Below are 11976 nucleotides of genomic sequence, written 5' to 3' on the forward strand. Positions count from 1 at the left end.
GAGGCACTTCCAGTCACTTAGCCCACAGGGGTCCTGTGAGGAGTAGCCTCAGCGCCAAGCAGTTGTTGTAGCTGATTGTTGAGAAGTTTTTGATAGGAAGGGGTTAGGCCGGTCACCTCCAATGCCCAACCGGCACCGTGGTGCTCAATTCGCCCCACCAGGGAACTGTCCTCAAGAAGTTCCGGGTGCAAAAACAAGCCACGGGACTGGTTGAGTAACTGATCGGCACAGAAATCCGGACTCTGTGGCTGGGATGGGACTACCGCCAAAGCCAGCTTCAAACCGGTAGCACGGCTGACGCTCTGCATCTCCCGCAACAATAAACCACAGCAGACTGCGCGGAAGGCCGCATCGGTGCCAGAGAAATCCAGGCCGATCTGTGGCCCGGCGCAACTCAGGGGGGTGGCACCGTATATGCGCTGCAGCAAACGCATGCGTCCATCTAGCTCCCGCTGCAAACCCTCCAGGGCGCTGCGACTTAACTGATTGCCCAACTGCGCCCAGTTGAGGGGGCGAAGATAAAGCCCAACACTGGGCTCGGTAACTTCAGCAACAGCTTGAGCAGACTCAGTAACTTGTGCGGGCAATTTGCGCTCCCGGGACAAGCTACCGGTAAGCAGGGCCGCAGCTGCACTAAATGGCAGGGCAAAAACGAGTGTCAGCAACAAGCTGGCCCAGGGAAAGGTAACGGAATTACCGGGCTCAAACGCTACGGTAATATTGCCGGCAATACTATCGTGCAGGACCACTGGCTCGGTGATCGTCTCCCCCTCTTTCAGGTCCCCCACTTCGGCCAGGGAATTCGATTCCACATCCTCAATTAAAATGCCGGAAACCATTGGAAGCTCCAGCAGTTGGCGAGCGATCAGCTGTAAGCTGATACGATCCCCGGCCACAATACTCTCCAGGCTCTGCCCCGCGAGAATAGTCGCAGCCGCCTTTGCAGTAATTCTGTCTCGCTCTATCTGACCATCGCGCTGCTGACCATAAAAATGCCCCAGTGCCGCTGCACAGAATATTGCCAGTGTCACCCAGATAACCAGTGCCAATAGGCGCTGACGGGCGCGTTTGGACAACTGTGCTAATTGAGCCGGTATTTTGCGAAGATTAGATACAATGGAAACTGACATAAACGGCGGCAGACATCTTGCGTATTGTTTTTTTACTATTGCCCCAGCTGTTTTGGAGCAGCGAGCATTTTAACGGTAGGCACCAAAATTGTGCATACCCAATTAATTCCTGAGCGATTGGTAAAGCAGGCGGCGAAATAGTTCAACTCAACTCGCACAATTCGAAAAGAAATTTTACTCCCCATTCGAACTGAGCCCATTAAAATCCCTGCTGACCGGCAATCAATGAAATTAAAGCCCGGCAATTTTAGCGAAGAATCTCATAAGAGCTATAATGCGCCGGACATTTAATTCAATCGGGACAGAGCTTATGGGTGATCAAATAAATTCACAGGAATTCCACCTCTCCCTGAAACAGATTTCCCAGGCTTCAGGAAGTGGCGCCCTGCGCTACCTAAGCTTGCGAGATCAAGTCGCCAAGCTCGGCCTGGAGTATTCCGGTGAAGCCCCTTTTCCCGGTGAGGCTACGGACTTTACCCCGCCCCCCGAAGAACCGAGTGCACTTGAAGCCATTTGGTGTATCACCCTGCTGAGCCCCTCTGCCTCCCTGGCCCAACTCCAATACCTTCTGCGATTTTTTGATGAACAACAGTGGAGCCTATTCGCCGCTGATACTTTGGCACAAAGATGCGATCGCACCGTAATCCGCTTCCAAATTGATGGCGATCTTGATTTTGACAGCGCGCGCCTGGCCTGCCTTGGAGTGGCCGATGAGTTGGGAGTAGACCTAACAATCCAGGCTTCTGTTACCCAGAGGGTACCAAAGCTGGCGGGCTTTGATATGGATTCAACCCTCATCGATGCCGAGGTTATCGATGAACTGGCAAAAATTACCGGTATCGGTGATCAGGTCGCCGCCATTACTCAGGCCACAATGGCTGGTGACATGGATTTCTGCGAGAGTTTTAAACGGCGCATGGCCCTGCTAAAAGGGTTTTCAGAGCAGCGTTTGGCAGAAATTGCTCGGGAATTGCCGTTAAAAGAAGGGGCCTATGAATTGCTGGCAGCCTTGCGCGCACTGGGCTGCAAAACGGCACTGCTTTCTGGCGGCTTTACCTACTTCGCGAAATTCCTGCAGCGAGAGCGCCTGCCCCTGGATTATATCCATGCCAATGAACTGACATTTGCCGAAGGGGCCCTCACCGGCGAAGTGGTGGAGCCCATTATTGATGGCGATCGCAAACGCAAGTTACTGCAGGAAATTGCCGGAAGCTTAGGTTTGGCGCTGGAAAGTGTGGTCGCTATGGGTGACGGCGCCAACGATATTCCCATGTTGAATTTAGGGGAACTGGGTATCGCCATTCACCCCAAGCCCAAGGTGAGGCTACAGGCCCCCCAGGCGATAAACCTGTTTGGCCTGGACGCCGCCCTCTACTTATTTGGTCTCAATGACCAACAAATTGCCAAGCTCGGGGTATAACCCGGCTTAGCTCTTAAAGCATCGCGTGAGGGAAAGGGAAACTCGGCCGCTTGTTGTGATCCGTGCAAGCACTGGGCCCGGGTTTCTGCCCACAACTGGCAAGAAAAAGCCCCAGGACGACTATTAGTAAAGCCCGTTTATACATAGGTGCCTCCCTTCCTGAGTAAAATCTCTGGGCAGCAGAGTACGCAAAGGCAATCCATTTGAACAGCCGTTTAATGATTTTTATGCCAGAAATCTGGCGTATTAATCACGCCATCGTACCAGTTCACTTAGCTATAAAAACAAACTGAAAGAATGCCCATAAAAAATATTTTGTGGAGCAAACTTTAGCATTAGCCAAAGTGGAAGGGAAAAAGAAAGGGGAGAGTTGCCGCAACTCTCATATTGACCTATGGGAATTGCGACAACTGGGAAAAGAGAGCGATTAACTCTCTTTTTTACCGTAAATAACCAGGCTATTTACTTTTACCGTCAGCGGGTGATAACCCACCTTGGCGCGCTCAAAAATGCGCGCAGCCACGTCTTTTTTACCGGTCTCAACCATATTGCGATATAGCGGGCGCAGGAACTTGTTGCGGCCGATACTGGTGAGGAAATTCTCAAGGCGCTCGAAGGCCGGCTCGTAGTCGTTGCGCACTGCGATCATCAACCAGCTGAAAGCCACTTCGTTATTGCGGGACTCGGTCAGGCCAAAGGCGCCATCCAGTTCCTTCAACTGCGCTTCCGTCAGTTTCTCCGGCATACCATCGAGGAAGTACTTCCACTGGTGGAAAGTCCAGCCTTTGGTATCAATATCCTTCGCCACCAGTTTGCCGTCCAGCCACTGTTGACGTACTGGATCCAATTTAGTGAAGGCATCGGACTTCGGATGCGGCGCACCTTCGGGAATACCCGGATCGAAGATCCACTGAAGGATGCGATCGCGGTCCAGCTTGTCGGCGTGCTCAACCAACAGGGTCTTGTCGAGATACTTGACGAAGTCCTCGGTGGTGATGCTCTGGAAGGAGAAGTGGTTGAAGTACTCCATCAGGAAGCGGTCAAACGCTTCGCGACCTACTTTCTGCTCCAGCTCATACAGGAATAGGGAGCCTTTCTCGTAGGGAATATTGGAGAAGACTTCATCCGGGTCACGTCCGCGCAGGTCGATCGCCATAATCTCATCGCGGGGCTCTTTATCAGCCAGATCCGCTTGCAGATCGTCATAGCCCAGGGCCATTTCCATCTGGTAGCGCTCATCACCGTAGACGAACTGCATAATGCGGTTAGTCAGGTAGGTGGTGAAACCTTCATTCAGCCAAAGGTCGCGCCAGCTGGCATTGGTCACCAGGTTGCCGGACCAGGAGTGGGCCAGTTCGTGGGCAATCAGGGCTACTAGGCTCTTATCACCGGCGATCACCGTCGGAGTGATAAAGCTAAGGCGCGGGTTTTCCATACCGCCGAAGGGGAAGCTGGGTGGCAGAATCAGCAGGTCGTAACGATCCCAGTGGTAGGGGCCATAAGCCTTTTCGGTCACTTCCAGCATGGATTCAGTATCGGCAAACTCCGCCGCTGCAGATTCCAGCATGGAAGGTTCGGCATAGACACCGGTGCGCTCACCCATGGGCTTGAACTTCAGGTCACCAACCGCCAGGGCAATCAGGTAGGAAGGAATGCGCTGGGGCATTTCAAACTCATAGACGCCATCTTTGGCCGCCTGCGGGTCATTGTTCGCACTCATGACTGCGCGCAGTTCTTTCGGAGTACGTACAGTGGCGTTGTAAGTGATGCGAACTTTCGGGGAGTCCTGCAGTGGAATAAAGCTGCGCGCGTGAATCGCCTGGGCCTGGGTAAACAGGAACGGATGCTTTTTACCCGCAGTCTGCTGAGGCTCCAGCCACTGCACGCCAGAGGCGCCCGGCGCTGTACGGTAGCGGATAGTAATGCTGTCGGCATCTCCCGGCAGCTCAATATTCAGCGGAGTGCCCAGGTGGCTGTCTTTCTCGCCCATGGAGAATTTTACTGGCGCGCCATTGGCGGATACAGAAACCACTTCCAGCTCTCGGGTATCCAGTACCATCGGCAGGTTCTTGTCGTTGAGACGCTTGAAGTCTAGCTTGGCTTCACCCTCAAGAACCTTGCGAGTGAAGTCGACAGTCAAATCCAGATCCAGGTGTTGCACCTGGTAGTCATTGCTGTTGGCGAAAGAGTGGTAATCCACACCGGACTGAGGTGCCTTTTTAACACCCGGCTTCTTCTCGATCACAGCAGACGCCTTCATCGGCGCGCTCGCACTGTCTAATTCGGCCTTGGAAGGCTCCGACTTGGAACAGCCACCGGCAACGGCAAGGCCGCCAACGATCAGACTGGTACACAGTAAACGGGGCAACATGGGTCTACTCCCTGAGTTCAGCTTTTCAATTTGCGCCACAGGATACCTGACAGAGCGCAGATGAGAAACGACAGGGGACTCTGCACCCGCCGTAAGGGGGCACACTGATCACCCGCTCAAGCCACCGGTACCGACGGTCATGCCGCATTTTGCCAATAAAGCAGATTAATGTCTCAGTTTCGTCGCCTTAGGACGAATTTCATGACTAATAGCAGCGAGGGAAGAAAAATACTGACCGGGAATTAATACATCGTTCACTTTCCAGATTCAGACTGCGGTTCTTTTATAACAAGCACTATAAGGAGAACCCCATGTCTCTGTCCCGGAGGCGGTTTCTACAATTTTCCGGCGCAAGCCTGGCGGCCCTGCCCCTACTGAAAGCCTACGGTTCCGGCCAGGAGCCCTTCCAGCACGGCGTAGCCAGCGGTGACCCCCTGGCAGATCGCGTAATTCTCTGGACCCGAATCACCCCATCCGCCGATCCGGAATTCCAGTCCATGGTGCCCTACACCTGGCAGATCGCTCTGGACCCGGAAATGGCCATGGTGATCAATAGCGGCAGCGGTATTACCGGGCCCGATGTGGACTACACCATCAAAGTGGATGCCAGCGGTCTGCAACCCGGCACCAGTTACTACTACCGCTTCTACTCTAACGGTATCGACTCGCCCATAGGCCGCACCCGCACCCTGCCCATCGGCCATGTGGATAAGCTGCGCTTCGCGGTGACCAGCTGCTCCAACTATCCCATGGGTTATTTCAATGTTTACCGGGAAATTGCCCTGCGTGCAGACCTGGATGTGGTACTGCACCTGGGGGATTACATCTACGAGTACGGACCCGGTGGCTACGGCACCGGCACGGGCCTGGGGCGAGAGCCAATCCCTGCCAAGGAAATGGTGGATATCCAGGATTACCGCCTGCGCTACGCCCAGTACCGCGCCGATCCCGATTTGCAGGAAGTACATCGCCAACACCCGTTTATCTGCGTCTGGGACGACCATGAAACCACTAACAACGCATGGGCTGGCGGTGCCGAGAACCACAATGTCCAAGATGGCGAGGGCGACTGGTTTGTACGCCGCTCGGTGGCCAACCAGGCTTACTTCGAGTGGATGCCCATCCGCGATAACGGCATCTTTGATCTATTTGGTGACAGGGCCATCTACCGCAGCTTCCGCTTCGGCAACCTCATGGACCTGATGATGCTGGATACCCGCATCGCCGCGCGCTCCGAGCAGGCCAACTGGTTCGACCAGCAGACCGCCGATGACCCGGAGCGCAGCATCCTCGGTGCCCAACAGGAACAGTGGCTGCACAACAGCCTGACCCAGTCCCAGTCGGACGGCGTGCGCTGGCGGGTATTGGGGCAACAGGTGATGATGGCGCAACTCACCCTGGCTCGGGACTTGTCTGTGAATATGGACCAGTGGGATGGATACACCGCTTCCCGCGAGCGCCTGTTCGACCATATTGCCGACAATAATATCGACAATTTTGTCGTCCTCACCGGAGACATCCACAGCTCCTGGGCCTGGGACCTGGCCAGCAATCCTTTCAGTATTTTGAAATACGGGCGCCTGACCGGTCGCGGCGCTCTCGGCGGCGAATTTGTCACCCCCGGAGTAACCTCCAGCTTCCTGGACAAATCCCACCTGACGGATGTTGCAGCGATTGCTATGGACGGGTTAATACCACACCTCAAGTGGGTGGAGATCACCCAGCGCGGTTACCTGTTGATGGATGTTTCCCACTCCCGCGCCAAGGCCCACTGGTATCACGTGGATACAGTCACCAGTCAGAATTACAACGCCAGCCTGGCAAGGATTTATAAGCAGGAAGCGGGGCAGAACCATATCCAGCGTGCCTGGAGTGAAAGCACAGCTGATGAGTTGGTACCGGCACCGGCACCGCAGTACGGCGCCCTGGCGCGCAATACCATCGCCGCCCTACGCAGCCGCTACAACGTCTGATTTGCAGGCAATAAAAAACCGCACCCCTGTTAAGGCGGTGCGGTTTTTTAAAAAGCTTTCAGAGAGAAATTATTCGAGACTGAAATCGAAGTTCATATCCTCCGCCGGCGCCTGCACATAGTACCCCTGAATATAATCAGTACCGGTCTGCCACAAAGTCGGCAGCATACTGGCCTGCTCAATATGGGGCACTATCACCTTGGTATCCGCCTCACCCAAGCGCTGTACCAATCCTGCCAGGGAGTCACTGCTCTCGCCTTCATCCTGGACCTCGCGCACGAAGGAGGGATCGATCTTGGCGATATCCACTTTCACATGCTCAAGAGCCTTGAACGGATTGAGCCCGGTGCCGAAATGACAGACTGAAACGCGACAACCCAATTGCTGGACCTGAGTGGTAAAGTCCCGGGCCGCGTGCAGGTTGCTGTTGATATCCTCCTGACGCAACTGGAAGATCACCGTTCCCGGCGCAACCTTGGCAGCTTTGAAGGCAACCCCCAGCCAGCCGGGTAAGCTGCTGTCCACCAGTGAAGCAGTGGTGATATGCAGCATCAAAGAAATATTCTTACCCTCAGCCCTGGCGGCTGCAGCGGCCTTGATCGCGGTAATAATTACCCAGCGATCCATTTTCGCCGACAGGCCCGCATCGCCGAGTTCCTGCAGGAAGGCCAGCGGCGCCAGCTCTTCCTTGTCATCGAGCATACGCACCAATACTTCGTACAGTTGCTCGCCAGTTCCCTGCAAACTGAGAATTGGCTGGTAGAGCAGCTTCAGGCTGCCAGCTTCCAGCGCTTGTACCACCCTTGCACGGTGATAGGTATCGGCGTCGGCACCACCTTCAGTATCCGGCTCGTAGAGCGCAAAATTCCCACCTTTCTTCTCTTCACCCAAGGCCTGCTTGTGAGCAGATAGCGCTTGGTCCAGCACCTGTTGCGCACCACTGGAGGCCTCACTCATCAGGGAAATGCCGATAGAAGATGTAATTTGCAGGGTTTTGCCATCTGCATCGAAGATGGTGTCGGAAATCTTCTTCAATATATCCTGCGCGCGTTGCTCGATGCTGTCCGGAGTTGTATTCGGGCTGAGCAGGCAGAAGGCATCTTCACTGTACCGGGCCAGGGTATCGCCACTGCGTTGGCAGGACTTGAGTAATTCCGCCATGCCTTTTTGCAGAGCATCGGCACCGGCCACCCCAACAACTTTTAACACTTCATCTTCAAAGCGATCCACTTCTATCAGCATCAGACCGCCGGTATTGTGGGAGTCCGCTGCAGATTTGATGCTGGAATCCAGTACCTGCAGGAAGTGCTGACGGTTGAAAAGCCCGGTCAGCGGATCGCGGTTCTTGATATCGCTGAGCTGCGCTTCCAATTGCTCTGTATCACCCCGGCGCGAGGCAATACGCACCTGCAGACAACGCTCATCGTCGTAGGTGGTACTGAGTACCTCTGCGCGAGTGGGCAGGGATTCGCCAGAGGCGGTCTTAGCGGTAAATTTCCACTCTTTCGCCTCCAGCTCATTGTTGTCGATAGCGCAGCTTTTGAGGAATTCACGCCCCTCTTCCTGCTCATTTTCAGCCAGCATATCAATCAGTGGCTGGTATTCGATGTCCTCGCCAGAATCGTAACCAAAGCGCTCTGCAAGGGAGTCATTGGCGTAGACAATCAAGCCATCAGAAATATAAGCGATGGCATCTTTGGAGCTATCAAGTAGCTCCTTGGCACGGTTAAGGGTCGCGTGATAGCGGCGGTCGTGTAGGCGAGCCTGACGGCGATTGGCGAGCGCCCCCAGCTCCCGCTGTATCACAAAGAGAAGGTGTTGGTCTTCATCCACCACTACGACATCGCGGGCTCCGAGCTTCAAACCTTCCACCACGGGTTGGGCACCGGTGCGCTCGGTCAGCATAATTACCGGGACATCTTTTTGCAGCTTGCTGATGGTGCGCAACGCCACTGAGGGGGGCACCTGAGTACTGCTTTCAGCCGCGATCACTAAATCCCAGGTTTTATCCTGGAGCAGGCGGTTAAACACAGCCTCGCTGGCCACATGCTGTGCTCGGTTGGGACGGCCTGCGTTGTGCAGCATACTCACAAGGCGCTGGGCTTCCGACGGGGTATCGTGAATCAGGAGAAGTCGTATTGTGTCGTTGCTACTCATTATTTGCTCTATTTTTTTAATGGCGGCACACAGCTACCGCTGGCGGTAATTTTAGGGGGCGTCAAGGATGGCATACAAGGGTAGATCAAACTGGTACCTGTGATCTAAATCACACAACGCTCCCCTATAAAAGCTTCCGCCTTTCCCATTTGCGAAACCACAGCCGCTAACCAAACTTTCCCAACCTAAGAAGCCCCTGAATACAGCGCTATAAAGCGAAATAGCAGCTGCTGAATAAGTCGACCGGCCAACTATATCTGGCACGGGCGTTACGGGGTTAGCCTAGATCAATTTGGCGATATTTATTCGCCCAACCTATTTCTCTTCATGAAAATCCCTGTCGAATACACAAAGACAACCCTTACAGCTATCAGCTGAGGTTTAGCTATGCTCAGCAACTACCGGGGACTTTGATGGGACGCCGGGGATTTCACGCACCAGTTTGGGTACCAGATAACCGGGTAACTGCTGGCGGAGATGTTCGATTAACTCCAGCGCTTTCGCATCAGAGACTTCAAAATGTGCGGCACCATTTACTCGATCCAGCTGATGCAAATAGTACGGAAGTACTCCTACTGCAAAGAGGGATTCGCTCAACGCGCCCAGCGCCTCACGACTATCATTGACGCCTTTCAATAGCACCGCCTGGTTGAGCAGGGTAACCCCTGCGCTTCGCAACTTTTGCAGTGACTCCCGCACCTCACTATCAATTTCATTGGCGTGGTTGCAGTGCAACACCAGCACGGGCTTCAAGCGGGAACCAGTAAACCAATCCAGCATTTTCTGGTTTACCCGGCTGGGAGCAACTATCGGGAGGCGGCTGTGAATTCGCAGCTTATCCACATGGGGAATGTCGGCCAGCTCATCAGTGAGCCAGGCCAATTGACGGTCACTCATTACCAAAGGATCACCGCCGCTCAGAATCACTTCGCGCAGCTCAGTGCGCGCGCGAATGTAGTCTAGAGCTGCCAGGCTCTGTCTGCGAGTTAAGTGGTTGTCGCCGTATGGGAATTCACGTCGGAAACAGTAACGACAATTGACCGCACACTGGCCCGCAGTGATCAGCAGTAGGCGCCCGTGGTATTTGTGAACAACTCCAGGCAGAGGGTTAGCTTCTGCCTCTTCGAGAGGATCTGAACTAAATCCCGGCACTTTCTCCAACTCATCCGCACCGGGTAAAACCTGTAACAACAATGGGTCTTCGGGATCGCCGCAACGCATGCGCCGGACAAAGGGGCGCGGCACGCGCAGGGAAAAGCCAGAAGCTGCTTGTAAGGCCTTCGGGAGCTTACGCGGGTCTAGCTGTAGTAATTGAATCAACTCTGCCGGATCAGTGACCAGATCAGACAACTCATCCTGCCAGCAGCGGGATTCCTGTGTGTCGATTAGCTCTATACCGGGGGCCGATGATGACGCCATCATGGGAATACACTACAAAATAAGAGATTGTATCAGATCCCCCGCTGCATTCTCCCGCTACCACTGACAGTGACGCCCCACATAGGGTGCCGTGACCAAGTAGACATGAGAATTCGCACAACTTCATTAAATAAACGGTATCCGTTTCAGCCCCTATCTAGCGAGTTAGTTAAGCCCTCAAATCGATTTCCCAGGGTAATTACATAAACTGAATTTATCTTTTCAGAAACTCCATAAACATAACCAACAAATCTCCATCAATCTTCTACGGAAAAATATCGGATAGTTGGACTATATCTTTAAGCAACCAGAACCTTAACTCTTCTTTACCTGATTTTAGGAATAGACTCATTATCGGCGAAGCAAGTATTCACTCCACCTACCAATAAAAACTCCTACCTCACAAAACACTCCACCGCAATAAAGAAAATCTACACAGTCGACATTTCTACAGTGAATTCAGGGAGCAAAAAACATCCCCCCTTGATAAATCCGGCAAGGATAAAGCAAAGCAAAAATTATTTATTAATAAAATTTTTATCACTAGAAAAAACATCTTCCAAAAACCATCAGCAAATATCAAAAAATTCATAATTCCCTTATTCACAATAGGGATAATTCGGTGTTAATTTAAACGTCGACAAAGAGAAACCACTTTGTCAGCCCTGCCATAGGCGGGCACTACCAAGAAATAAATAAAACACCTAAAAGGTGTTCAAACAGTAAGTTTAGAATTACAAAAAGGAATTACTCAATGGAAATGCAGCTTGAATTGCTTGAAGCCAATAAAGACCTACTGATTGAGCAAACTCGCGCACATCCTTTCTTGAAGCGTTGCCGTGAAGGCTCCATTACGCTGGACGAATTAAAAATATTTTTGGTTCAACAAGGTATTTACAGTGGATTTTTTGTTAGATATCTCTGTGCAATGATGGCAAACCTCCCGAGTAACCACGAAGTCCTAGAGCTTGCCGAAAATCTAATGGAAGAGCTGGGCCTGGAACCAGACAGCCCCAAACCCCACGCAGAAATCTATCGCGAAACCCTCGAGCATTTTGGTTTGACCCTGGAAAACGCAGAAGTTTTACCAGGCACTCAGCACCTGATCGATACCATGTTCAAAAACTGCCGGGACCTCAGGGCCAGTGCAGGATTGGGCGCCCTATGCCTGGGAGCCGAAGCCCTGGTACCCGATTTATATACAGATATTGTTGCCGGATTCCGCTCTTGCGGTGTAACCGATACAGAAATGCAATTTTTCCTGCTGCATATTGAATGTGATGACGGCCATGCAGAAACCATTCGCGATATTATGGTAGATATCGGCTCCAAGGATCCCAGCCAACTGGACATAATGCTCGAAGCCGGGCGCCACCTTGTAGAGGCTCGCTTACAATTCTTCGATTCTATTGAAACCGCCTACCACTCCACTAAACATAAAAAAGCTGAAGCTGTTACAGCTTAATGAGCAAGCACTTATCAACCCACTCACAGGTGTTGTTGGAG

General features: G+C 52.9%; 7 protein-coding genes. 3 read left to right on the forward strand and 4 right to left on the reverse strand.

Features of this window, described 5'->3' with window-relative positions; genetic code table 11:
- Nucleotides 1-17: 17 nt before the first annotated feature.
- Nucleotides 18-1130, reverse strand: coding sequence for a hypothetical protein (locus ACJJIW_RS04485; protein WP_444936776.1), 1113 nt, complete (start codon nt 1128-1130; stop codon nt 18-20).
- Between the two features lie 310 nt (nt 1131-1440).
- Between ACJJIW_RS04485 and serB the strand changes: the two genes are divergently transcribed.
- A complete protein-coding gene (gene serB, locus ACJJIW_RS04490; protein WP_282934547.1) occupies nt 1441-2550 on the forward strand; it encodes a phosphoserine phosphatase SerB in 1110 nt (369 codons plus the stop codon).
- Between the two features lie 427 nt (nt 2551-2977).
- Here the strand turns inward: serB and ACJJIW_RS04495 are convergent, their stop codons facing one another.
- Nucleotides 2978-4921, reverse strand: coding sequence for a M1 family metallopeptidase (locus ACJJIW_RS04495; protein WP_444936777.1), 1944 nt, complete (start codon nt 4919-4921; stop codon nt 2978-2980).
- A 311-nt stretch (nt 4922-5232) separates the two neighbouring features.
- On the opposite strand from ACJJIW_RS04495, the gene ACJJIW_RS04500 reads away from it, so the two are divergent.
- Nucleotides 5233-6894: an alkaline phosphatase D family protein gene (locus ACJJIW_RS04500; protein WP_444936778.1), complete on the forward strand. Its 1662-nt coding sequence runs from the start codon at nt 5233-5235 to the stop codon at nt 6892-6894.
- A gap of 69 nt (nt 6895-6963) precedes the next feature.
- Here ACJJIW_RS04500 and ACJJIW_RS04505 read toward each other — a convergent pair whose 3' ends face one another.
- On the reverse strand, nt 6964-9051 hold the full coding sequence (locus tag ACJJIW_RS04505) for a GGDEF/EAL domain-containing response regulator (protein ID WP_444892633.1): 2088 nt from the start codon (nt 9049-9051) through the stop codon (nt 6964-6966).
- Nucleotides 9052-9432: 381 nt separating this feature from the next.
- Nucleotides 9433-10473 (reverse strand): EF-P beta-lysylation protein EpmB, encoded by a 1041-nt coding sequence (epmB, locus tag ACJJIW_RS04510; RefSeq protein ID WP_444936779.1) that lies wholly within the window; start codon nt 10471-10473, stop codon nt 9433-9435.
- 751 nt (nt 10474-11224) lie between these two features.
- Between epmB and ACJJIW_RS04515 the strand changes: the two genes are divergently transcribed.
- Nucleotides 11225-11935: an iron-containing redox enzyme family protein gene (locus tag ACJJIW_RS04515; protein WP_444926508.1), complete on the forward strand. Its 711-nt coding sequence runs from the start codon at nt 11225-11227 to the stop codon at nt 11933-11935.
- Nucleotides 11936-11976 lie beyond the last annotated feature (41 nt).

The sequence above is a fragment of the Microbulbifer maximicatervae (SeqCode) genome (assembly GCF_052467815.1).

Coding starts and splice junctions, on each gene's coding strand:
- ACJJIW_RS04485 (WP_444936776.1), bottom strand. CDS start 1,130: ATGTCAGTTTCCATTGTATCTAATCTTCGCAAAATACCGGCTCAATTA.
- serB (WP_282934547.1), top strand. CDS start 1,441: ATGGGTGATCAAATAAATTCACAGGAATTCCACCTCTCCCTGAAACAG.
- ACJJIW_RS04495 (WP_444936777.1), bottom strand. CDS start 4,921: ATGTTGCCCCGTTTACTGTGTACCAGTCTGATCGTTGGCGGCCTTGCC.
- ACJJIW_RS04500 (WP_444936778.1), top strand. CDS start 5,233: ATGTCTCTGTCCCGGAGGCGGTTTCTACAATTTTCCGGCGCAAGCCTG.
- ACJJIW_RS04505 (WP_444892633.1), bottom strand. CDS start 9,051: ATGAGTAGCAACGACACAATACGACTTCTCCTGATTCACGATACCCCG.
- epmB (WP_444936779.1), bottom strand. CDS start 10,473: ATGATGGCGTCATCATCGGCCCCCGGTATAGAGCTAATCGACACACAG.
- ACJJIW_RS04515 (WP_444926508.1), top strand. CDS start 11,225: ATGGAAATGCAGCTTGAATTGCTTGAAGCCAATAAAGACCTACTGATT.